Genomic DNA, 21741 nt, shown 5'->3' with positions numbered 1-21741 from the left:
CGGGCGGCGGTCCGGCCGGGACCGGTCGGCGCCGGCACGCGCCCGCGATCCGCCCAGCGTGCAACCGGGCCGCGTCAACCACCGTAGAGGGCGCCGGCCGCCCGGTCGCCGGTCAGGCCGCCCCGATCCCGCAGGTTGGCCGGGCTCCGCGCGTCCGGCCCGCGCGAGATCGCGGGCTCTGTGTGCCGGGTCCGCGCGGGATCGTGGGCGGTCTGTGCGTCGGGTCCGGGCGGGGTCGCGGGCTCTGTGTGCCGGGTCCGCGTGGGACGTGGGCGGTCTGTGTGCCGGGCCTGCGCTGGAGCGCGGGCGCCCACGGTGGCCCGGCGCCGCAGGCGTCCGAGGGTGACCCGGAACCCGATTTGCCGCGCGGCGACCTGGCGCCGGACTCGCCGGCTCGGGGAGCGCTACGCGCCCGCTCGGCGAGCCCGTCCCGGCTGGTGGTGCACGCCCGCACGCATGATCGACTCCACCTCGCCGAGGTGGCTGCACCCACCTCCATCCACCCCGCCACCTCCCCGATGTGGCTCGCGTGCCTGGTCCCACTGACGGTGATCGACACGTGTTCGGGGAAGGTGCGGCATCGTGCACCCGTTGACCCCGCCACCTCGCCGAAGTGGTCCGCGTGCCTGGTCATCACTGACCGTGATCCACACGTGTTCGGGGAAGTTGCGGCATCCCACCCCCGTCGACCCCGCCACCTCCCCGATGTGGCTCGCGTGCCTGGTCCCACTGACGGTGATCGACACCTGTTCGGGGAAGTTGCGGCATCGTGCACCCGTTGACCCCGCCACCTCGCCGAAGTGGTCCGCGTGCCCGGTCATCACTGATCGTGATCCACACGTGTTCGGGGAAGTTGCGGCATCGTGCACCCGTTGACCCCGCCACCTCGCCGATGTGGCTCGCGTGCCTGGTCGCCACTGACGGTGATCGACATCTGTTCGGGGAAGTTGCGGCATCCTGCGCCCGTCGACCCCGCCACCTCCCCGATGTGGCTCGCGTGCCTGGTCCCACTCACGGTGATCGACACCTGTTGGGGGAAGTTGCGGCATCCTGCGCCCGTCGACCCCGCCACCTCCCCGAAGTGGCCCGCGCGCCCCCAGCGGCGGGAAGCGCGCGGTCAGGCGGGGAGTGGTTACCCAGCCGCAGGAGCCCTGCCGGTCGAACGCGGAGGCGGCGGCCACGGCGTGCCGGTGTGGATCAGCCTCAGGACCGTGACCGGGCCCGGCCCGTACCCCCGGTACGGCTCGCAGTGCTGGGCGAACGCCAATGCCAACCGCGGTCCCGGGGCGGACCCGGCGCGCAGAGCATCGTGGGAGTGGACCGACGACACCGAGATGGCCTGCTCCATGGTGGCGAGCAGGCCGCCGCCGGACGCATCGACCGGGACGTCGGTCACGCTCCGCCCGCCGAGCCGCGCGGGATCGCGGGCGCTCTGCGCACCGGCCGCGCAGCATCTCCCGCCGGTCCGGGGCCGCCTTGCCAGGTGTCGGCCGGGCCCCTCCGGCGGGAGCGGAGGCTACTCGTCGGCGCCGGGCGCCACCGGGCGGGAGCGGGCGTCCACCAGCGGGTCGGGCGCGGCGGCGGCCACCGGGAACGGCGGCGGCGTGCCGCCGTAGCTCGGGCAGAGCGCCTGGTGGCTGCACCAGTCGCACAGGCGGCTGGGCCGGGGACGGAAGTCCTGTCGGGCGGTGGCCTGCTCGATTGCCCGCCACAGCGCCACCACCGTGCGCTCGAAGCGCACCAGCTCGTCGGCGTCGGGCGCGTAGTCGCAGACCTCGGCGTCCTTGAGGTAGAGCAGGCGCAGCACCCGCGGCACCACGCCCCGGGTGCGCCACAGCACCAGGGCGTAGAACTTGAGCTGGAACAGCGCCCGCGCCTCGAACGCCTCGCGCGGCGCGCCGCCGGTCTTGTAGTCGACCACCCGCAGCGCGCCGTCGGGCGCGACGTCGAGCCGGTCGAGGTAGCCCCGGATGAGCAGCTCGTCGTCGACCACCGCGGAGATCAGCGCCTCGCGCTCGGCCGGCTCCAGCCGGCGCGGGTCCTCCACCGCGAAGTAGCCGTCGAGCAGCGCCGTCGCCGACCGGAGGAACTCCTGCGGACCGGCGGTGTCGCCGTCGGCGAACAGCGAGGCCAGCTCCGGCTCCTCGGTGACCAGGCGGTCCCACTGCGGCGCGACCAGCTCACCCGCCGACTCCGGGGTGCGCGCCGACGCCGGCAGGTCGAACAGCCGCTCCAGCACGGCGTGCACGAGCGTGCCCCGGGCCTGCTCGACAGTCGGGCGCTCGGGCAGCCGGTCGATGCTGCGGAACCGGTAGAGCAGCGGGCAGGTCTTGAAGTCGGCCGCCCGGGACGGTGACAGCGACGCCCGCACCGTGACCGGCGCCGGTGCCGCCGTCTGGTCGCCGTGGCTGTCGATCATCGGTTCCGCCGTCATGCCCGGAAGGTTAGGCCACGCCTGTGACACCGCCGCCGTCGCCGCACCGAAGCATGATCGGAACCCCCTCTCAGCGACCCCGGCGGTCCGCCGCGCGCTCTCACGTAGCATCGGGCCGGTGCAGCAGCGGAGCCGAGGACCCCGCCGGCCGGGGCTCAGCCTCGGCCGGGTGCTCGGGGTGCCGCTGCGCGTCGACGCCTCGATGCTGCTGCTCACCGTCGTCGTCACAGTGCTGTACGCGGCGCTGGCCCGCCGCCAGCTCGACCTCGGCCCGCTCGGCGGCTACCTGGTCGGGCTCGGCTTCGTGATCTCGCTGCTCGGCTCGGTGCTGCTGCACGAACTGGGGCACGCCCTGACCGCCCGCCGGTACGGCATCGGTGTGCGCGGGATCACGCTGGAACTGCTCGGCGGGTACACCGAGATGGACCGCGACGCCCCCAGCCCTCGAACAGAGCTGCTGATCTCCCTGGCCGGCCCGGCCGTCTCCGCCGTGCTCGGCGCCGGCGCGGTCGCGGCGACCCTCGCGCTGCCCGCCGGCACGCTCGGCCACCAGCTCGCCTTCCAGCTCGCGGTCAGCAACGTCGTGGTGGCGATCTTCAACAGCCTGCCCGGCCTGCCGCTGGACGGTGGGCGGGCGCTGCGCGCCGCGGTGTGGGCGCTCACCCGCGACCGGCACCGCGGCACCGAGGTGGCCGGCTGGGTCGGCCGGGCCGTCGCGCTGGGCACGCTGGCGCTTGTCGTGGTGCTCACCATGCGCCGGGCGCTGGCCCCGCTGGCCCTGCCGCTGCTGCTGCTCGTCGCGCTGACGCTGTGGCGCGGCGCCGGCCAGTCGATCCGGATGGCGCGCATCGGCCGCCGGCTGCACCTGGTCGACCTGGCCCGGCTGGCCCGCCCGCTGCTGCCGGTGCCCACCGGCACGCCGCTGGCCGAGGCCCAGCGCCGCCGCGCCGAGGCGGCCACCCCGGACGCCGCGCTCGGCGTCGTCGACTCCGCCGGCCGTACCGTCGCCCTGGTCGACCCGGCCCGCGCCGCCGCCGTACCCCCGGAGCGGCGGCCGTGGCTCGCGGTGGACGAGGTGGCCCGCGACCTGTCCGCCGTGCCGGCCCTGCCGGTCGGCGCGGACGGTGAGCGGGTCCTGGAGACCGTGCGCACCCACCCGGGCGCGCAGTACGTCGTGACGGCAGGCGAAGATGTGGTCGGCGTGCTGCACATCGCGGATCTCGCCCAGCTCCTGGAACCCAAACGGAAGACGAACACGTGACCGTAGAGATCTCCACCGTCCCGGCGTTGCCCCCGGTCCACCGCGGGCCGTTCCGGCCGGGCGACCGGGTCCAGCTGACCGACCCGAAGGGCCGGATGCACACCGTGACGCTGGAGCCCGGCAAGGAGTTCCACACCCACCGGGGGATCCTCAAGCACGACACCCTGATCGGCCTGCCCGACGGCAGCGTGGTCACCACCGCCGGCGGGGGCACCGCGTTCCTGGCGCTGCGGCCGCTGCTGTCGGACTACGTGCTCTCCATGCCGCGCGGCGCCCAGGTGATCTACCCGAAGGACTCGGCGCAGATCGTCGCCATGGGCGACATCTTCCCCGGCGCCAAGGTGCTGGAGGCCGGCGCCGGGTCCGGCGCGCTGTCCTGCTCGCTGCTGCGGGCCGTCGGCACCGAGGGCGAGCTGCACTCCTTCGAGCTGCGCGACGACTTCGCCCAGATCGCCCGCCGCAACGTGGAGGCGTTCTTCAACGGCCCGCACCCGGCCTGGAACCTGCACGTCGGCGACGTCGCCGACTGCGCCGAGACCGGCTTCGACCGGATCATCCTGGACATGCTGACCCCGTGGGAGATGCTCGACATGGTCGAGCGGGCGCTGGTGCCCGGCGGCGTGCTGATCGGCTACGTGGCCACCACGCCGCAGCTGTCCGAGCTGGTCGAGGCGCTGCGCGAGCGTGGCGGCTGGACCGAGCCGCGCGCCTGGGAGTCGCTGGTGCGCGACTGGCACGCCGAAGGGCTGGCGGTCCGCCCGGACCACCGGATGATCGCCCACACCGCGTTCCTGGTCTCCGCCCGCAAGCTCGCCCCCGGGGTCACCGCGCCGCCGCGCCGCCGCAAGCCCAGCAAGGGCGCCGAGGCGTACGCGCAGCGCCGCGACGCCCTGCGCGCCGCCGCGGCCGCCCGCGCCGCGCAGGAGCCGGAGCAGTCCTGACCCCCGACGCGCGGGAGCGCGCGTACGGGCGGATCATGTGTGCCGGTGGGGACGACACCTGAGCGGGTGGAGACGGTGGCATGAGCGAGCGGATCGGGGCGCGCGTCGGGCGGCGCGCCCGTGCCGGTGATCTGGACCGGTGGCAGCACGGCGGCGTAACCCGGTGGGAGGCGGCGTGAGCAACCCCGGCTACGGCAACGGTGACCTGCCCGCGGTCTTCCCGGACTGGTCGCCCTACACCGACCTGGAGTCGGCCGCCCGCGCGTACCTGCGCGACCCGGACATCGCGCTGGAGGCGCTCGACGGCGTGCTGCGCGGCGCGTCCGTGCTCGGCTTCACGCTGGAACGGTTCGTCAACGAGGTGAACGGCGTGTGGCAGGAGGTAGTCGTCTGCGACGGCAGCCGGTTGGTGCTCTGGCACGGCGAGGACGTGCCGCCGGGGGAGGGGCCGCCCGGCGCGATGACCTCGTCGCTGCGGGTGGTGCCGCTGTCCACCGTCACCGAGGTCGGCTGCCGGCGGCGGCTCATGCGGGCCGACAACGGCACCGTACGGGTCGACAGCATCGACGTGTACCTGCTGCTCAGCTCGCTGGACGAGGCGCCGCCCAGCGACGAGGTGGCGGGCGCTCCCCGGCACGACGCGCTGCGCTTCGGCAAGACCCTCGACGACGGCGGGGCGGGGCAGATCGCCCGGCTGGAGGAGTTCGCCCGGCTGGTCGCCTCGGTGGTCGGCCGGCCCCTGCTCTGAGGCGGACGAACGACGGGCCGGGGACGTGTGGTCCCCGGCCCGTCGTGCATCTGTCTGCGCTCAGTCCTCGGCCTCCGGGCCGGCCACCTCGACGCCGTCGCTGCCGCGCACCACGTGGATGCACTCGCCCGGGCACTCCTTCGCCGAGTCGATCACCTCGAGGCGCAGGTGCTCCGGCACGTCCACCCGGGCGCCCGGGGCCTGCCGCAGCTCGCCGTCGGGGCCCTTGACGTACGCCAGGCCGTCGACGTCGAACTCGAAGACCTCCGGCGCGTACTGCACGCAGAGCCCGTCACCGGTGCAGAGGTCCTGGTCGACCCAGACCTGCAACTGGTCGGTCGCGACGTCGGTCACGAAGCACCCCCCATGTTCTCCCGTCCCACGCTCCGACGGTACCCGAACGCCCGTACCCACCCCGCGACCAGCCCTTCGCGATCAAGCTTCGGTGACGAGCGCGTTGCTGTGGACCGAATCGGGCTCATAGCGGCTAGTGTTAGGTCAGAACGTTCAAGCCCCCCGGGGAGGTGGGACGTGGCACGCAGCGACGACGCGGACTCGCGCGCCGCACGGTGGGAAAAGGAAGCCCACGATCTCTCCACGCAGGTCGCGTTCCTGCAAGAGGAACTCGCTCTGGTGCGGCGCAAGTTGACCGAAAGCCCCCGACACGTCAGGCAGCTCGAAGAGCGGCTGGCGGCCACCCAGGCCCAGTTGGCGCGGCTGACCGAGAACAACGAACGGCTCGTGAGCACCCTCAAGGAGGCTCGCGCGCAGATCGTGACGCTCAAGGAGGAGATCGACCGGCTCGCCCAGCCACCGAGTGGCTACGGCGTCTTCCTGGCCAAGCACGACGACGGCACGGTGGACGTGTTCACCGGCGGGCGCAAGCTCCGGGTGGCCGTCTCGCCCTCGCTGGAGGTCGACGAGCTGCGCCGTGGCCAGGAGGTCCTGCTCAACGACGCGCTCAACATCGTCGACGCGTTCGGCTACGAGCGGGTCGGCGAGGTCGTGATGCTCAAGGAGATCCTGGCGGGCCCGGACGGCGCGCCGGGTGACCGGGCGCTCGTGGTCTCGCACTCCGACGAGGAGCGGATCGTGCACCTCGCCGAGACGCTGATCGGCAGCGCGATCCGGGCCGGCGACTCGCTCATGATCGAGCCCCGCTCGGCGTACGCCTACGAGCGGATCCCGAAGAGCGAGGTCGAGGAACTGGTCCTGGAGGAGGTGCCCGACGTCAACTACGAGGACATCGGTGGCCTCCAGGCGCAGATCGAGCAGATCCGCGACGCGGTGGAGCTGCCCTTCCTGCACTCCGACCTGTTCCGCGAGCACCAGCTCCGGCCGCCGAAGGGCATCCTGCTCTACGGCCCGCCCGGCTGCGGCAAGACGCTGATCGCCAAGGCGGTGGCCAACTCGCTGGCCAAGAAGATCGCCGAGCGGGAGGGCAAGGACCGGCACACCAGCTTCTTCCTCAACATCAAGGGCCCCGAGCTGCTCAACAAGTACGTCGGCGAGACCGAGCGGCACATCCGGCTGATCTTCCAGCGGGCACGGGAGAAGGCCGGCGAGGGCACTCCGGTGATCGTGTTCTTCGACGAGATGGACTCCGTGTTCCGCACCCGCGGCTCCGGCGTCTCCTCGGACGTGGAGAACACCATCGTCCCGCAGCTGCTCAGCGAGATCGACGGCGTGGAGGGCCTGGAGAACGTCATCGTCATCGGCGCCTCCAACCGGGAGGACATGATCGACCCGGCGATCCTGCGCCCGGGCCGGCTCGACGTGAAGATCAAGATCGAGCGTCCGGACGCCGAGGCGGCCAAGGATATCTTCTCCAAGTACATCCTCGCCGGCCTGCCGCTGCACGCCGACGACCTGGCCGAACACGGCAGCGACGCCCAGGCCACCGTCGCGGCGATGATCGACGCGGTGGTCCTGCGGATGTACTCCGAGACCGAGGAGAACCGCTTCCTCGAGGTCACCTACGCCAACGGCGACAAGGAAGTCCTCTACTTCAAGGACTTCAACTCCGGCGCGATGATCCAGAACATCGTCGACCGGGGCAAGAAGATGGCCATCAAGGAGTTCCTCACCTCCGGCCGCAAGGGGCTGCGCCTGCAGCACCTGCTCGACGCCTGCGTCGACGAGTTCCGGGAGAACGAGGACCTGCCCAACACCACCAACCCCGACGACTGGGCCCGCATCTCCGGCAAGAAGGGCGAGCGGATCGTCTACATCCGCACGCTCGTCTCCGGCGGCAAGGGCGCCGAGGCCGGACGGTCCATCGAGACCGCCAGCAACACCGGTCAGTACCTGTAGTCCGAACCTCCGACGAAGGCCCGTGGCGTACGCGCCACGGGCCTTCGCGCGTACCCGGGTGGGCCGCCACACCGGACCGGCACGTCCGCCGCGCCCCCTCGGCGCGTCACGCCGACTACGCTCGACGTGACGGGGACCGGGACGGCGAGCGGAGCGGGCAGGTCGATGAGCGTCAGAAGGATCATGGGCACCGAGGTCGAATACGGCATCTCCGTGCCCGGCCAGGCTGGAGCCAACCCGATGGTCACCTCCTCGCAGGTGGTGAACGCCTACGGGGCGCGGCCGGAACTCAACCGGGGCGGCCGGGCCCGCTGGGACTACGAGGAGGAGTCGCCGCTGCGTGACGCCCGCGGGTTCACCTACTCCGGCGCGGCGTACGACCCGGCCGAGGCGCTCGCCGACGAGGACCTCGGCCTCGCCAACGTCATACTCACCAACGGCGCGCGGCTCTACGTCGACCACGCTCACCCCGAGTACTCCACGCCCGAGGTGACCAATCCGCTGGACGTGGTCCGGTGGGACAAGGCGGGGGAGCGGGTGATGGCCGAGGCGGCCCGGCGGGCCGCGACCATCCCGGGCACCCAGCCGATCCACCTGTACAAGAACAACACCGACAACAAGGGCGCCAGCTACGGCGCGCACGAGAACTACCTGATGCGCCGGCAGACGCCGTTCGCCGACATCGTGGCGTACCTGACGCCGTTCTTCGTCACCCGGCAGATCGTCTGCGGCGCCGGGCGGGTCGGCATCGGCCAGGACGGCGGCCAGAGCGGCTTCCAGATCTCCCAGCGGGCCGACTTCTTCGAGGTCGAGGTGGGGCTGGAGACGACGCTCAAGCGGCCCATCATCAACACCCGCGACGAGCCGCACGCCGACGCCGACAAGTACCGGCGGCTGCACGTCATCATCGGCGACGCCAACCTCTCCGAGATCTCCACGTTCCTCAAGGTCGGCACGACCTCGCTGATCCTCACCATGATCGAGGAGAAGGCGCTCGGCGCGGACCTGGGCATCGCCGACCCGGTGGGGGAGCTGCGCGCGGTGAGTCACGACCCGTCGCTGAAGCACCTGATGCGGATGCGCGACGGCCGCAAGCTCACCGCGCTGGACGTGCAGTGGGCGTACCTGGAGCGGGTCAGCTCCTTCGTGGACGACCGCTACGGCCAGGACGTGGACGCGCAGACTGCCGACGTGCTGCGCCGCTGGGAGAGCGTGCTGGACCGGCTCGGCCGGGACGCGTTCGAGTGCGCCGACGAGCTGGACTGGGTGGCGAAGCTGCGGGTGCTGGAGGGCTACCGGGAGCGGGAGAAGCTCGGCTGGGGCTCGCACAAGCTGCAACTGGTCGACCTGCAGTATTCCGACGTGCGGCCGGAGAAGGGCCTGTACCACCGCCTGGTGCAGCGTGGCTCGATGAAGACGCTGCTCAGCGACGAGCAGACCCGCACCGCGATGACCGAGCCGCCGGAGGACACCCGGGCCTACTTCCGGGGCCGCTGCCTGGCGCAGTACGCCTCCGAGGTGGTCGCCGCGAGCTGGGACTCGGTCATCTTCGACGTGGGCCGGGAGTCGCTGGTCCGGGTGCCGATGATGGAACCCGAGCGGGGCACCCGGGCGCACGTCGGCGAGCTGTTCGACCGCTGCGAGAGCGCCAAGGACCTGCTGGAGACGCTCACCGGCGGCTGACCCGGATGCCGGAAGGCCCGCCGGGCGCCGGAACCGGGTGCGCGACGGGCTTTTCGTCGCTCCCGCGAGGTAAGTTGATCGCAGGCGATCGTGGAGGAGGCACCACCATGGCGACCCAAGAGGGTGGGCAGACCCAGTCCGGCAAGTCCCGCGAGGAGGTCGACGAGGTCACCGCGGAGGCGAACCCCGAGGTGGCCGAGCGGCACGCCGAGATCACCGAGGACGTGGACGACCTGCTCGACGAGATCGACTCCGTCCTGGAGGAGAACGCAGAGGAATTTGTGAGGGGATATGTACAGAAGGGGGGTCAATGAGGCTTATGTCCGATTTGCCGAAGGCGTCGGACAAGCTTTGCCCCCAGTGCCGCCGGTCGCTGCCGGCGTCGGCGTTCCACCGTAATCGCCGTCGTCCGGACGGACTGGCGTTCTACTGCAAGACGTGTGCCGCTGCCCGCTCGGAGGCGAGCCGCCGCAGACGCGGGATCGCCCCGCAGCGAAGGGCAGCGGTGCCGGTCGCGGACGGCCTCAAGTGGTGCCCCGACTGCGAGCAGATCAAGCCCGTCGAAGACTTCCCGCGAACGACCAACGCCAGCGGCCGGCACAGCTACTGCAAGCCGTGCCATGTGGCCCGCGGCAACGAGTCCAAGCAGCGGCTCTACGGCGGCAATCGCGAGTACCACCTGCGTCGCCGCTACGGGGTCGGGGAGAAGGAGTTCCAGGAGCTCCTGGCCGAGCAGGGCGGCGTGTGCGCGATCTGCCGGCGCCCCGATCCGGAACATCTGGACCACGATCATCGCACCGGATGGGTGCGCGGGATACTCTGCTTCAACTGCAACGGTGGTCTTGGCCAGTTCAAGGACAACGCCGACGTCCTGGCCAGGGCGATCACGTACCTGAGAGGAACCACGTGGCAGCGGGTTTTGATCCATCCGGGCGTCTTCCAGATGTGTTCACCAACGCGGGGACGTCCTCCTTCACAGCGTTCCTGAGCAAGGTGGCCCCCGAGATGCTGCCCGGCCGTCGGCCGCTGCCGCCCGGCATGGCCGCCGACATGGCGCCGCACGCGACCACCATCGTGGCCATCTCGGCCGCCGGTGGCGTGGTCATGGCCGGCGACCGGCGCGCCACGATGGGCAACCTGATTGCCCAGCGCGACATCGAGAAGGTGCACCCGGCCGACGCGTACTCGCTGGTCGGCATCGCGGGCACCGCCGGCATCGGCATCGAGCTGATGCGACTGTTCCAGGTGGAGCTGGAGCACTACGAGAAGATCGAGGGCGCGATGCTCTCGCTCGACGGCAAGGCCAACCGGCTCGCCTCGATGATCCGCGGCAACCTGGGCGCGGCCATGCAGGGCCTGGCCGTGGTTCCGCTGTTCGCCGGCTTCGACCTGGCCGCGAGCGACCCGGCGCGGGCCGGGCGGATCTTCAGCTTCGACGTGACCGGCGGCCCGTACGAGGAGACCGGCTACGACGCGATCGGCTCCGGCTCGCTGTTCGCCAAGTCCGCGCTGAAGAAGCGGTTCCGGACCGGCCTGTCGGTCGAGGACGCGACGCGGCTGGCGGTCGAGGCGCTCTACGACGCGGCGGACGACGACACCGCCACCGGCGGCCCGGACCTGACCCGGCGGATCTACCCGGTCGTGATGACCGCTACCGCCGAGGGCACCCACCGGCTCACCGACGCCGAGACGGCGGCGATCGCGGAGAGTGTGGTGGCCGGCCGGATGGAGAACCCCGGCGGCTGATCCCGCTTCCCGTCCACCGACTCAGCAGTCCCGCACCATCAGGTCCGAAGGAGAACCGCCGCCGTGGCCATGCAGTTCTACGCCTCGCCCGAGCAGATCATGCGCGACCGCTCCGAGCTGGCCCGCAAGGGCATCGCCCGGGGCCGTAGCGCGGTGGTCCTGAGCTACGCCGGCGGGGTGCTCTTCGTCGCCGAGAACCTGTCCAGCACGCTGCACAAGGTCAGCGAGATCTACGACCGGATCGGCTTCGCCGCCGTCGGCCGGTACAACGAGTTCGAGAACCTGCGCCGCGCGGGCGTGCGGATGGCCGACCTCAACGGCCTGAGCTACGACCGGCGGGACGTGAACGGCCTGGCGCTCGCGAACGCGTACGCGCAGACGCTCGGCGCGATCTTCACCGAGCAGTCGAAGCCGTTCGAGGTGGAGATCTGCGTGGCCGAGGTGGGCGCCACGCCCGAGGACGACTCCCTCTACCGGGTGACCTACGACGGCTCGGTGAACGACGAGCCGGGCCGGATGGCGATGGGTGGTCAGGCCGAGGCGATCAGCGGCGTGCTGAAGAACGAGCACCGGCCGGAGATGTCGCTGTCCGAGGCGGTCCGCGCCGCGGTGAAGGCGCTGGGAAGCGTCGGTGGCGAGGGCGGCGCGGCGCGGAGCATCGCCGCGCACCAGCTGGAGGTGGCGGTCCTGGACCGGGGCCGGGTGGGGCGGACGTTCCGGCGGGTCACCGGCGCGGCGCTGACCGCGCTGCTGGAGGGCGACGCGGAGGCCGACACCGCGCCGGCGCCGGGCCGGGCGAAGACGCCGACGGTGCCGACGGAGGAGGCGAAGAAGCCGACCACGTCGGCCGGCTCCGCCGACCTGGAGGGCAACGCGGAGGACAAGCCCGCCGAGTGACACCTGCGCACGGACCCCGCCACCGCCCGCGCGGTGGCGGGGTCTTTTCGCGTACGGATGCCGCCGGCTGGACGATCCGCCGGGGGAGATCGCAAGCGGCGAGCGTCGGCGCTGCCCATCGAGGGCTCCGGGCGGCTAATGTCTCATCATGGAGCGGCGAATCTTCGGCCTCGAGACCGAGTACGGCGTCACCTGCACCTATCGCGGGCAGCGCCGACTGTCCCCCGACGAGGTCGCGCGGTACCTGTTCCGGCGGGTGGTGTCGTGGGGCCGGTCGAGCAACGTGTTCCTGCGCAACGGCGCCCGCCTCTATCTGGACGTGGGCTCGCACCCGGAGTACGCGACTCCGGAGTGCGACTCGGTGACCGACCTGGTGGCACACGACCGGGCCGGCGAGCGGATCCTGGAAGGGCTGCTCGTCGACGCGGAGAAGCGGCTGCACGACGAGGGCATCGCGGGTGAGATCTACCTGTTCAAGAACAACACCGACTCGGCCGGCAACTCGTACGGCTGCCACGAGAACTACCTGGTGTCGCGGCACGGCGAGTTCGGCCGGCTGGCCGACGTGCTCATCCCGTTCCTGGTCACCCGGCAGTTGATCTGCGGCGCGGGCAAGGTGCTGCAGACGCCGCGCGGCGCGGTCTACTGCCTGTCGCAGCGGGCCGAGCACATCTGGGAGGGCGTCTCCTCGGCGACCACCCGCAGCCGGCCGATCATCAACACCCGGGACGAGCCGCACGCGGACGCGGAGCGGTACCGGCGGCTGCACGTGATCGTCGGCGACTCGAACATGAACGAGGTCACCACGCTGCTGAAGGTCGGCACTGCCGACATCGTGCTGCGGATGATCGAGGCGGGCGTGGTGATGCGGGACCTCACGCTGGAGAACCCGATCCGGGCGATCCGCGAGGTGTCGCACGACATCACCGGCCGGCGCAAGGTGCGGCTGGCCGCCGGCAAGGAGGTCTCGGCGCTGGAGATCCAGCAGGAATACCTGGCCAAGGCGACGGAGTTCGTGGAGCGCCGGGGCGGTGACCAGACCGCGAAGCGGGTGGTCGACCTGTGGGGGCGGGTGCTGCGCGCGGTCGAGACCGGCGATCTGGACCCGGTGGCCCGGGAGATCGACTGGGTCACGAAGCTGAAGCTGATCGAGCGCTACCAGCGCAAGCACGACCTGCCGCTGTCGCACCCGCGGGTGGCGCAGATGGATCTGGCCTACCACGACCTGCGGCGCGGGCGTGGCCTGTACGGGCTGCTGGAGCGTCGCCGCGAGGTGGACCGGGTGGCCACGGATCCGGAGATCTTCGAGGCGAAGGAGACGCCGCCGCAGACGACCCGGGCGCGGCTGCGCGGGGAGTTCATCCGGCACGCCCAGGAGAAGCGGCGCGACTTCACGGTGGACTGGGTGCACCTGAAGCTGAACGATCAGGCGCAGCGCACGGTGCTGTGCAAGGACCCGTTCCGGGCGTACGACGAGCGGGTGGAGCGCCTGATCGCGAGCATGTGATCGCCACGGGCGGCCGGTGCCCGGCACCGGCCGCCCGCCCACGGGTACTCTGGCGTCGCGATGAACACTTCCGAACCCGCCGGTCGCCCCGGCCGTGAGACGCCCTCCGGCCGTGACGGCGCCGAGAAGCTCAACTGGATCGATCGCCGCCGGGAGAAGATCCGCGCCGAGATCGAGCGCAACCGGCGCGGCGACCACAAGGTCCCGACGTGGGTGCTGGCGGCGGCGCTGGTGCTGATCGTCGGCGGCTGGCTGGCGTTGGTCCTGCTGCTCGGCTGAGTTCCGGGCGGCTCAGTTGTACGGCATCCGGGGGAACCAGCCGAAGCCGAACATGGCCGGCACCCGGATGTCCCAGTAGATGACTGTGAAGACGCCGAGCGCGACGAGCAGCGCTCCGGTGACGGCGGCGGCGCGGCGGGGGTCGGCCATCCAGGCGAGGAAGCGTCCCCGGCTGATCGCCACGGCGAGGGCGAAGACGGCCGTGACGAGCACGATGTTTCCGAGGGACTGCAGCGTGAACGCGAGCGCCCCGTAGAGGGGGTTGCCGGTGTCGACGGCCCAGTGGAACAGCTTGTTGAACATCGGGTAGGGGCGGCCGACGAGGAACCCGCCGACGAGCGCGCCGATGGTGATCACCCGGGCGACGGGCCGGTGCGCGAAGACGTCCGGCACGAGCTTGAGGGCGGCGAGCCCGAGGTAGGTGAGGGCGAGTCCGATGACGCCGAAGACGACCGAGGACTGGATGAGGCGTACCGGGACGCCGCCGACGGCCTCGGTGGACAGTTGGGGCAGCCGGTCGCCGAGCAGGACGCCGATGATGCCGTAGGCGGCCGAGACGACGACCATGCCGAGGGCGAGCCAGCCGACCGGGCGCAGCAGGGCGCGCAGCGCGGACCGGGTGCCGCCGGCGGGGTCGGCGCCGGAGACCTGGCTCATCGGCCCGACCGAGGCCGCCACCGCGATGTTGCAGGCGGTGAAGGTGCCGGCGAAGCCGGAGACGAAGGCGAAGAGCAGTCCGGCGACGGTGCCGGTGATGGCGGTCTCCTTGGCGTCGTGGCCGAGCACGGTGTTCGCGACGTTGTCGCCGATGACCTTGTCGACGAGCTCGAAGGACCACAGGACGGCCAGCAGCACGCCGGCTGCCGCGCTGATCAGGGCGAGTCGGAGGGGATGCGGCGGGCGGTGGGTGGAGATCCCGGCGTCGGGGGTCGCGTTCGGGAGCTGTCGCAGTGCCATGGGGGTCGCCTCCTAAACGGCGGCCAGCCGCGTTTCCCGCGCGGCTGCCTGGCGCGGACGGCGGTGACGGGGTGGCCGGAGTCGATTTCCCGGACAGTATGGGGAGGCCGCGTGGGGCGCTGGTTCTTCGATCATGCTGACCTGTCGCCGGCTTCTGGCCGGGGCGCGGGGAGGACGGCACTCTGGACGGCGGGCCGCCGGCGTGACCGGGCCGGCACGGACAGGGGAGCGTGACGTCATCGCACACATCGATCTCGGGCTGGACGAGAAGGCATATCCGGGCATCCAGGGGCCGTTGCGGTTCCGTCCGGAGACGGCGAGGCCGCTGGGCGAGCTGGCGGAGGTGTTGTTGCGGGCTCCGCATCCCACCTTGTCGCCGGGGGAGCGGGAGCTGATCGCGGCGTACGTCTCCGGCCTCAACGACTGCGACTTCTGCTGTTCGTCGCACGCGGCGTTCGCCGCCGCGCAGCTGCCCACGGGGATGGAGTTCGTCGACCAGGTGCGCGCGGACGTGGCGACCGCGCCGGTCGACGCGAAGCTGCGGGCCCTGCTGCACGTCGCCGCCGCGGTCCGGCGCAGCGGCCGGGAGGTCACCACCGAGCTGGTCGAGGCGGCCCGCGCGGAGGGCGCCACGGACCTGGAGATCCACGACACGGTGCTGATCGCGGCGGCGTTCTGCATGTTCAACCGCTACGTCGACGGGCTGGGCACGTGGACGCCGCAGGATCCCGAGGCGTACGCGCGGGCCGCCGACCACCTGGTGGCGAACGGCTACCTGGCGATCTGAGGGCGGCGGCTCAGCCGAGCAGGCGGGCCGCGTGGCGCCCGGCGGCCGCCGCGGCCAGGAAGTAGGCGTGGTCGGCGTCCAGGCCGCGGCCCATCGTGGACAGGCCGACCGGGCTGGCCCGCAGCGCCGCGTCGAGGCCGTCGGCGGGCACTGTGACGATGGTGTGCCGGCCGGCCAGCGGCGCCAGCGCCGCGGCGACCTCCGCCGCCAGGGCGGGGTCGAGGCCGTCCGGCACGACCAGCTCCGCGGGGGCCAGCGCGACCCGGCCGTACGCGGTGAGGCTGTGGTGGGAGACGCCCCGGTGCCGGGGCCGGGCGTCGGCGTCGGAGATGCGCAGCGAGCCGACCGGGCGTCCGCCGAGCGTGGCGACGGCGTTGACCGCCTCGCCGACGGCGACGCCGGAGAAGCCCCAGCGGGTGCCGGTGCCGAGGTTGCCGGGGCCCTGGGCGACGATCGTCAGGTCCGCGCCGAGCACGTGCCGGGCGGCGAGCAGGCCGCTGTGCAGCGTGCTGGCCTCCAGGTCGCCGCCGAACGCCTGGCCCACGCTGACCGTGCCCACGAGGTGCCCGGACAGGCCGGCCAGGGTGCGGGAGAACCAGGCGGGCAGCGCCCCGCCGTCGGTGAGCACGTACGCGACCCGGGCGCCGGGGGCGTCGGCGCGTACGCCGGCCAGGATCGCCGGCAGCGCGGAGTGCAGGTCGGCGGTGACCACCGGCATGCCGTCGACCGAGTCGGCGGCGGCCAGCGTGTCGTGGTGCGGCGACGCCTCCTCGTCCACGCCCAGCAGGATCGGTTGCAGCGGGGTGTAGCGGGCCTTGACCAGGTGCCCGGCGTCGCGGCTGTCGCCGGCCTGCGGCGGGTCGGCGGGCAGCCGGTCGGGCAGCGCCACGACCAGGGCGTAGCCGCCGGTGCCGAGGCCCATCAGCAGCGCTCCGGCGTTGAGCAGCACCCGGTCGCCGGGCTCCGGCTCGCCGACCAGCGCCGGGTACGCCAGGGCGCGCATCCGGGCGCCGTCGGGCAGGTCGACGTCGAGTTCGACGGCGCCGGTCCACCGTCGCCGTACCGCCGTGACCGTGCCGGACCGCCATCGCACCATGCGGTGCACGCTATCGGCCGCCGCCGGAACGCCCCCCGGGCGGGTCAGGGGTTGTCGCCGTCGAGCGGGCGGCCCGTCTCGTCCTGGGTGGTGCGGGCGGGCCGGCCGGCCGTGCGGGAGCGGGTGGGGTCGAGGAACACGTACGCGATCTCCGGGAAATGCCCGGTGAGGCGGCGTTCGGCCTCGTCGGCGGCGGCTTCGATGTCGGCGCCGGTGGCGTCGTCGCGGAAGTCGACCTTGGCGGCGACGAGGATGTCGTCGGGGCCGAGGAACATGGTCATCAGGGTGTCGATCCGGTCGACAGTCGGCACGTCCGCCAGTTCCCGTTCGATGCGCCGGTGCAGCCGGTCGGAGACGGAGCGGCCGACCAGCAGCGAGATGTTGCTGCGGGCCAGCACGACGGCGACCACCAGCAGCAGCACGCCGATGAGGACCGAGGCGATCCCGTCGTACAGCTCGTCGCCGGTGAGGTGGGACAGGGTGAGCCCGCCGGCGGCGATCAGCAGGCCGACCAGCGCGGCGCTGTCCTCCAGGAAGACGGCCTTCACCGTGGTGTCGGCGGTCAGGCGCAGGTAGCGGCGCGGGGTGGTGCCCCAGCGGCGCGACTCGCCGCGCACCTGCCGCACCGCCCGGGCCAGCGACACCGACTCGATCGCGAACGAGACCGCCAGCACCACGTACGCGACGAGGTATTCGCCGCTGTGCTCGTGCACCAGGATGGTGGTGACGCCGTGGGTGATGGCGAAGCCGGCCCCGGCGACGAAGGTGAACAGCGCGGCGAGGAACGCCCAGACGTAGCTCTCCTTGCCGTACCCGAAGGGGTGCCGGGTGTCGGCGGGCCGCGCGCCGCGGCGCAGCGCCAGGTAGAGCAGCACCTCGGTGGTGGTGTCGGCGAGCGAGTGGGCGGCCTCGGAGAGCATCGCCGCGGAGCCGGAGATGAGGCCCGCGACCAGCTTGGCGACGGCGATGGCGAGGTTCGCCGCGCCGGCCACCACGACCGTGCCGACGCTCTCGGCCTTGACCTCCGGTTCCGCCATGCGCTCACCCTATGACCGGTCGATGTCCGCCGCCGGGTGGGAAGACAGTGCGCCGCGCCGCGCGGGTGCCCGCGCGCCACGCGCGGGCTGCTAGCGTTTGCACGTGTCCCGGACCCGTACCGAACGCCTGGTCAACCTGGTGATCTGCCTGCTGTCCACGCGGCGCTTCCTGACCGCCGCGCAGATCGCCGCGACCGTGCCCGGCTACGAGCACGACCCGGACGACGCCAAGGACCACGAGGCGTTCCAGCGCAAGTTCGAGCGCGACAAGGCCGAGCTGCGTGAGCTGGGGGTGCCGTTGGAGACCGGCACGGCGAGTGTCTTCGACGCCGAGCCGGGCTACCGGATCGCGCCGCGCGCGTACGCGCTGCCCGACATCCCGCTCGAACCGGACGAGGCCGCAGCGGTGGGCATCGCCGCACGGCTGTGGCAGCACGCCGGGCTGGCCGCCGCCGCGTCGTCCGGGCTGGCGAAGCTGCGCGCCGCCGGCATCGACGTGGACCCGCACGCCACGCTGGGCCTGGAGCCGATGGTCACCGTCGACCCGGCGTTCGCGCCGCTGACCGCCGCCGCGCGGGACCGCCGGGAGGTCAGCTTCGACTACCGGGTGCCGGACCGGGACGCGCCGACCCGCCGCCGCCTGCAGCCGTGGGGCGTGGTCTGCTGGCGCGGCCGGTGGTACGTGGTCGGCCACGACCTGGACCGCGCCGCGACCCGCTGCTTCCGGCTGTCCCGGGTGGTCGGCGCGGTGCGGGCGACCGGCGAGGCGGACGCCTACGAGCCGCCCGCCGGGGTCGACCTGATCAGTCACGTGGCCCGCTGGTCGGGGCCGGTGGAGCACACCGGCCGGGCCACGGTGCTGGCCGCGCCGGGCCGCGCCGCCGGGCTGCGCCGCTGGGCGGTGGAGTGCCAGGCCGGTCCCGACGGCGACCGGCTGGTGCTGCCGTACGCCGACGCCGACTACCTGGCCGGCCAGATCGTCGGGTACGGCCCGGACGTCCGCGTCCTGGAACCACCGGAGGTGCGGGAGGCGGTCATCCAGCGGCTCAAGGAGGTCGCCGCCCGGCACGACGAGCTGGCGACCGCCGGGGGTGCCCGGTGACCCGCCCGGCGGCCCGCGCGGGCCGTGCCTCCGCCGACCGGCTGGCCCGGCTGCTCAACCTGGTGCCCTACCTGCTGGCCCGCCCCGGCATCGAGATCGCCGAGGCGGCGCACGACCTCGGGGTGACCGAGAAGCAGCTCCGGGAGGACCTGGAACTGCTCTGGGTGTGCGGGCTGCCCGGCTACGGCCCCGGTGACCTGATCGACATGGCGTTCGACGGCGACCGGGTCACCATCACCTACGACGCCGGCATCGACCGGCCGCTGCGGCTCACCCCCGACGAGGCGCTGGCCCTGGTGGTGGCGCTGCGGATGCTCGCCGAGACTCCCGGGGTGGCCAACCGGGAGGCGGTCGAGCGGGCGCTCGCCAAGATCGAGAACGCGGCCGGTGACCTGGCCGGCGCGCCGGTGGAGGTCCGCCTGCCCGGCGACACGGCCCGGGTACGCGAGTTGCGCGCCGCCGTCGAGCGAGGCCGGGCGCTGCGGATCACCTACTACACCCCGGCGCGGGACGAGACCACCGAGCGCACCATCGACCCGCTGCGGATGCTGATGGTGGGCGGCCGGGCGTACGTGGAGGCGTGGTGCCGCCGCGCCGAGGCGGTGCGGCTGTTCCGGGCCGACCGCATCGACGCGGTGGCCGAACTGCCGGAGCAGGCGGTCGTGCCGCCGCAGGCCCGCCCGCACGATCTCAGCGACGGCGTGTTCCGCCCGTCGGCGGACCTGCCGCTGATCACGCTGCGGATCGGCCGGAGCGAGCGGTGGATCACCGAATACTATCCGTGCGAGCGCGTCGAGGCCGACGGCGAGCAGTGGCTGGTGTCGCTGCGGGTCACCGACCTCGGGTGGGCCCGGCGGTTCGTGCTCGGGCTGGGCCCGGAGGTGACAGTGGTCGCCCCGGCCGAGCTGGCCGAGCAGGTACGCGCCCAGGCCGTGGCCGCGCTCGACGCGTACGCCACCCCGGCCGGCAGCGCCGACCCGGCGGCCGCCGGCGTCACCCGATAGGCTGACCGCCGTGGTGATGTGGATCGTGCTCGGGGTCGTGCTGTTCGCGCTGGTCGTTCTCGCTCTGGCGGTCCGTCCGGTGGTGAGCCGCCTGTCCGGGCTGCGCCGTTCCGCGCTGGCGTTGCAGCGCCGCGCTGCCGAGGCGGAGTCGCTGCGTACCGCCGCCGAACAGCTGCAGGCGCGGGCCGAGTCGCTCCAGGAACGGATCGTCGTCGCGCAGGAGCGGATGACGTTGATCAAGGCCAAGCGCGGCGACTGATCGACGGCCCTCGGCCCGGTGAGCGTCGTTTGCGCGTAACCGGGCGGTTGCGCGCAGAAATGCGCGGACCTGGACGGTTGACGGGACACTTCGGGTTGGTCGAAACTTCACCGATCGGGCCCGCACCAGCAGGCCCACCGGGGTGGCAAGCCGCTGCGACGCACGTACGATGGGCGGCGACCCACCCTCACCGACACAGAGCGACTGGAGCTTCCCATGGGTGCCCTCAAGCCGTGGCACATCGCCGTACTCGTGGTCGTGCTGATCCTGCTGTTCGGCGCGAAGCGGCTCCCCGACGCGGCCCGCTCGCTGGGCCGATCACTGCGGATCATCAAGGCCGAGACGAAGAGCCTGCAGGACGACGACCGTGACCTCGCCGAGAAGGCGGACGCGCAGGCCGGCTACCAGCCGCTCCCGCCGCAGCAGCCGGTGCAGGGGCAGCCGTACGCGCAGCAGCAGCCGTACACCCAGCAGCCGTACGCGCCGCAGCCGCAGCAGCCGGTCGCTCCGCCGGCCGACCCGGTGCAGCGCGTCCGCGAGAACTGATCCGAGAGGGCCTCAACCACCGTGGCCTTCGGGTTGAAGAAGCGCGGCCCGAGCAGCTTCGCGCGCGCGGCCGACGGCTCGATGACGCTCATCGAGCACATCCGGGAGCTGCGCAACCGGCTGTTCCGCGCCTCACTGGCGATCCTTGTCGGTTTCGGCTTCGGCATCTGGCTGGCCACGCCGGTCCGGGTGTTGCTGTCCAAGCCCTACTGCGACCTGCCGCAGTCGATCGATCCGGAAACCGGCAAGTGTCTGTTCGTGCAGCTCGGCGTCGCTGACGTCTTCCTGCTGAATCTGAAGATCGGTCTCTGGGTCGGTCTGATCATCGCGGCGCCGGTCTGGCTCTACCAGCTCTGGGCGTTCATCGCGCCCGGTCTGCACCGCCACGAGCGACGCTACGCGTACGTCTTCACCGCCCTGGCGGCCCCGCTGTTCGCGGCCGGCGCGGTGCTGGCATTCTTCGTCACCACCAAGGGACTGGAGTTCCTGCTCAACGTCTCCGGCGACGACATCGCGACCAACCTCGAGGTGACCCGCTACATCTCGTTCGTCACGAACCTGATCCTGCTGTTCGGGGTCGCGTTCGAGTTCCCGCTGATCGTGCTGATGCTCAACTTCGTCGGCCTGGCCAGCGCCAAGCGGCTGCTCAGCTGGTGGCGGGTGGCGGTGTTCGTGTTCTTCGCGTTCGCCGCGGTGGTCACGCCGACGCCCGACCCGTTCGGCATGACCGCGCTGGCGATCTGCCTCTGCGCGCTCTACTTCGCCGCGGTGGGGGTGGCGTTCCTCAACGACAGGCGACGCGGGCGCGGGCGTGAGGTCTACGCCGGCATCGCCGACGACGAGGTGTCACCGCTGGACCTGTCGACCGAGCCGGTGCCCGCCGGCGGCCGGATCGAGGCGTCCGATCCGATCGGGGCACCCGAGCCGGTCGCCGCGCCGAAGCCGATCGAGCGCCGCTACGACGACATGACCTGACCGACCCGCTCACCCGGACGCCGTCCCCACCTGAAGGGGACGGCGTCCGCATTTCCGCAGCCGACCCTCTCCGCCGCGCAGACGACCCGCCCCCTACGTTGATCATGCACTTGGTGCCCCTCGGGTGCCCGATATCCACACTTTGCCCGGGCACAAAGTGCAAGATCGC

22 protein-coding genes and 1 pseudogene are annotated in these 21741 nt (G+C 72.5%); 17 read left to right on the top strand and 6 right to left on the bottom strand.

Annotation, left to right across the window (positions count from 1 at the left end):
- Nucleotides 1-1091: 1091 nt before the first annotated feature.
- Both AMK25_RS31980 and AMK25_RS18920 read right to left on the bottom strand, forming a co-directional pair.
- A pseudogene (locus tag AMK25_RS31980) lies at nt 1092-1273 on the bottom strand (ADP-ribosylglycohydrolase family protein); the annotation flags it as partial.
- A gap of 243 nt (nt 1274-1516) precedes the next feature.
- Nucleotides 1517-2434, bottom strand: coding sequence for a RecB family exonuclease (locus AMK25_RS18920; protein WP_073829674.1), 918 nt, complete (start codon nt 2432-2434; stop codon nt 1517-1519).
- Between the two features lie 169 nt (nt 2435-2603).
- Here AMK25_RS18920 and AMK25_RS18915 point away from each other — a divergent pair, with 169 nt between their 5' ends.
- The 3 genes from AMK25_RS18915 (at nt 2604) to AMK25_RS18905 (ending at nt 5384) form a co-directional block, all read left to right on the top strand.
- Nucleotides 2604-3695 carry a M50 family metallopeptidase gene (locus tag AMK25_RS18915; RefSeq protein ID WP_073829673.1) on the top strand — a complete coding sequence of 364 codons (1092 nt, stop codon included), beginning with the start codon at nt 2604-2606 and terminating at the stop codon, nt 3693-3695.
- Nucleotides 3692-4636 carry a tRNA (adenine-N1)-methyltransferase gene (locus AMK25_RS18910; RefSeq protein ID WP_073829672.1) on the top strand — a complete coding sequence of 315 codons (945 nt, stop codon included), beginning with the start codon at nt 3692-3694 and terminating at the stop codon, nt 4634-4636. The genes AMK25_RS18915 and AMK25_RS18910 overlap by 4 nt, the downstream gene beginning before the upstream one ends.
- A gap of 175 nt (nt 4637-4811) precedes the next feature.
- A complete protein-coding gene (locus AMK25_RS18905) occupies nt 4812-5384 on the top strand; it encodes a hypothetical protein (RefSeq protein WP_073829671.1) in 573 nt (190 codons plus the stop codon).
- A gap of 60 nt (nt 5385-5444) precedes the next feature.
- Here the strand turns inward: AMK25_RS18905 and AMK25_RS18900 are convergent, their stop codons facing one another.
- Entirely contained in the window at nt 5445-5738 is a 294-nt protein-coding gene (locus AMK25_RS18900) for a ferredoxin (RefSeq protein WP_013286103.1), read from the bottom strand.
- Between the two features lie 177 nt (nt 5739-5915).
- On the opposite strand from AMK25_RS18900, the gene arc reads away from it, so the two are divergent.
- The 8 genes from arc (at nt 5916) to AMK25_RS18860 (ending at nt 13809) form a co-directional block, all read left to right on the top strand.
- Nucleotides 5916-7697 (top strand): proteasome ATPase, encoded by a 1782-nt coding sequence (arc, locus tag AMK25_RS18895; RefSeq protein WP_073829670.1) that lies wholly within the window; start codon nt 5916-5918, stop codon nt 7695-7697.
- A 165-nt stretch (nt 7698-7862) separates the two neighbouring features.
- Entirely contained in the window at nt 7863-9380 is a 1518-nt protein-coding gene (dop, locus tag AMK25_RS18890; RefSeq protein WP_073829669.1) for a depupylase/deamidase Dop, read from the top strand.
- A 107-nt stretch (nt 9381-9487) separates the two neighbouring features.
- Nucleotides 9488-9694: a ubiquitin-like protein Pup gene (locus AMK25_RS18885; protein WP_030504127.1), complete on the top strand. Its 207-nt coding sequence runs from the start codon at nt 9488-9490 to the stop codon at nt 9692-9694.
- Between the two features lie 5 nt (nt 9695-9699).
- The gene (locus AMK25_RS18880) at nt 9700-10368 is read left to right on the top strand and encodes an endonuclease VII domain-containing protein (protein WP_073830018.1); all 669 of its coding nucleotides are present in this window, start codon (nt 9700-9702) and stop codon (nt 10366-10368) included.
- A complete protein-coding gene (prcB, locus tag AMK25_RS18875) occupies nt 10287-11126 on the top strand; it encodes a proteasome subunit beta (protein WP_030504129.1) in 840 nt (279 codons plus the stop codon). Before AMK25_RS18880 ends, prcB begins: the two co-directional genes overlap by 82 nt.
- Before the next feature lie 63 nt (nt 11127-11189).
- Nucleotides 11190-12023 (top strand): proteasome subunit alpha, encoded by an 834-nt coding sequence (gene prcA, locus AMK25_RS18870; protein ID WP_073829668.1) that lies wholly within the window; start codon nt 11190-11192, stop codon nt 12021-12023.
- 148 nt (nt 12024-12171) lie between these two features.
- Complete coding sequence (gene pafA, locus AMK25_RS18865) at nt 12172-13530, top strand: Pup--protein ligase (protein ID WP_030504131.1); 1359 nt, start codon at nt 12172-12174, stop codon at nt 13528-13530.
- A 60-nt stretch (nt 13531-13590) separates the two neighbouring features.
- Nucleotides 13591-13809 carry a hypothetical protein gene (locus AMK25_RS18860; RefSeq protein ID WP_073829667.1) on the top strand — a complete coding sequence of 73 codons (219 nt, stop codon included), beginning with the start codon at nt 13591-13593 and terminating at the stop codon, nt 13807-13809.
- A 12-nt stretch (nt 13810-13821) separates the two neighbouring features.
- Here the strand turns inward: AMK25_RS18860 and AMK25_RS18855 are convergent, their stop codons facing one another.
- The gene (locus tag AMK25_RS18855; protein ID WP_073829666.1) at nt 13822-14766 is read right to left on the bottom strand and encodes a hypothetical protein; all 945 of its coding nucleotides are present in this window, start codon (nt 14764-14766) and stop codon (nt 13822-13824) included.
- Nucleotides 14767-15004: 238 nt separating this feature from the next.
- On the opposite strand from AMK25_RS18855, the gene AMK25_RS18850 reads away from it, so the two are divergent.
- Complete coding sequence (locus AMK25_RS18850) at nt 15005-15553, top strand: carboxymuconolactone decarboxylase family protein (protein WP_073830016.1); 549 nt, start codon at nt 15005-15007, stop codon at nt 15551-15553.
- Nucleotides 15554-15563: 10 nt separating this feature from the next.
- On the opposite strand, the gene AMK25_RS18845 is transcribed toward AMK25_RS18850, so the two are convergent.
- Nucleotides 15564-16649, bottom strand: coding sequence for a DUF3866 family protein (locus AMK25_RS18845; RefSeq protein WP_073829665.1), 1086 nt, complete (start codon nt 16647-16649; stop codon nt 15564-15566).
- A 44-nt stretch (nt 16650-16693) separates the two neighbouring features.
- A complete protein-coding gene (locus AMK25_RS18840; protein ID WP_073829664.1) occupies nt 16694-17686 on the bottom strand; it encodes a cation diffusion facilitator family transporter in 993 nt (330 codons plus the stop codon).
- 103 nt (nt 17687-17789) lie between these two features.
- On the opposite strand from AMK25_RS18840, the gene AMK25_RS18835 reads away from it, so the two are divergent.
- The 5 genes from AMK25_RS18835 to tatC all read left to right on the top strand — a co-directional run bounded on the left by AMK25_RS18835 (nt 17790) and on the right by tatC (nt 21572).
- Nucleotides 17790-18788: a helix-turn-helix transcriptional regulator gene (locus AMK25_RS18835; protein ID WP_073829663.1), complete on the top strand. Its 999-nt coding sequence runs from the start codon at nt 17790-17792 to the stop codon at nt 18786-18788.
- Nucleotides 18785-19792 (top strand): helix-turn-helix transcriptional regulator, encoded by a 1008-nt coding sequence (locus tag AMK25_RS18830; protein WP_073829662.1) that lies wholly within the window; start codon nt 18785-18787, stop codon nt 19790-19792. Before AMK25_RS18835 ends, AMK25_RS18830 begins: the two co-directional genes overlap by 4 nt.
- Before the next feature lie 16 nt (nt 19793-19808).
- Nucleotides 19809-20051, top strand: a complete 243-nt coding sequence (locus AMK25_RS18825; protein WP_409073879.1) for a hypothetical protein — start codon at nt 19809-19811, stop codon at nt 20049-20051.
- A 216-nt stretch (nt 20052-20267) separates the two neighbouring features.
- Nucleotides 20268-20597: a Sec-independent protein translocase subunit TatA gene (tatA, locus tag AMK25_RS18820; RefSeq protein ID WP_030504140.1), complete on the top strand. Its 330-nt coding sequence runs from the start codon at nt 20268-20270 to the stop codon at nt 20595-20597.
- A 21-nt stretch (nt 20598-20618) separates the two neighbouring features.
- Nucleotides 20619-21572, top strand: a complete 954-nt coding sequence (gene tatC, locus AMK25_RS18815; protein ID WP_073829660.1) for a twin-arginine translocase subunit TatC — start codon at nt 20619-20621, stop codon at nt 21570-21572.
- The last annotated feature ends 169 nt before the right edge of the window (nt 21573-21741 follow it).

The sequence above is a fragment of the Micromonospora sp. TSRI0369 genome (genome assembly GCF_001905625.1).
Taxonomy (GTDB): Bacteria; Actinomycetota; Actinomycetes; order Mycobacteriales; family Micromonosporaceae; genus Micromonospora; species Micromonospora echinospora_A.
This window is presented reverse-complemented; position numbering and strand designations above follow the sequence as displayed.

Excerpts from the sequence above, each read along its gene's own strand:
- AMK25_RS18920 (WP_073829674.1), bottom strand. The coding sequence starts at position 2,434 with ATGACGGCGGAACCGATGATCGACAGCCACGGCGACCAGACGGCGGCA.
- dop (WP_073829669.1), top strand. The coding sequence starts at position 7,863 with ATGAGCGTCAGAAGGATCATGGGCACCGAGGTCGAATACGGCATCTCC.
- AMK25_RS18885 (WP_030504127.1), top strand. The coding sequence starts at position 9,488 with ATGGCGACCCAAGAGGGTGGGCAGACCCAGTCCGGCAAGTCCCGCGAG.
- AMK25_RS18880 (WP_073830018.1), top strand. The coding sequence starts at position 9,700 with ATGTCCGATTTGCCGAAGGCGTCGGACAAGCTTTGCCCCCAGTGCCGC.
- pafA (WP_030504131.1), top strand. The coding sequence starts at position 12,172 with ATGGAGCGGCGAATCTTCGGCCTCGAGACCGAGTACGGCGTCACCTGC.
- AMK25_RS18860 (WP_073829667.1), top strand. The coding sequence starts at position 13,591 with ATGAACACTTCCGAACCCGCCGGTCGCCCCGGCCGTGAGACGCCCTCC.
- AMK25_RS18855 (WP_073829666.1), bottom strand. The coding sequence starts at position 14,766 with ATGGCACTGCGACAGCTCCCGAACGCGACCCCCGACGCCGGGATCTCC.
- AMK25_RS18845 (WP_073829665.1), bottom strand. The coding sequence starts at position 16,649 with ATGGTGCGATGGCGGTCCGGCACGGTCACGGCGGTACGGCGACGGTGG.
- AMK25_RS18840 (WP_073829664.1), bottom strand. The coding sequence starts at position 17,686 with ATGGCGGAACCGGAGGTCAAGGCCGAGAGCGTCGGCACGGTCGTGGTG.
- AMK25_RS18825 (WP_409073879.1), top strand. The coding sequence starts at position 19,809 with ATGTGGATCGTGCTCGGGGTCGTGCTGTTCGCGCTGGTCGTTCTCGCT.
- tatA (WP_030504140.1), top strand. The coding sequence starts at position 20,268 with ATGGGTGCCCTCAAGCCGTGGCACATCGCCGTACTCGTGGTCGTGCTG.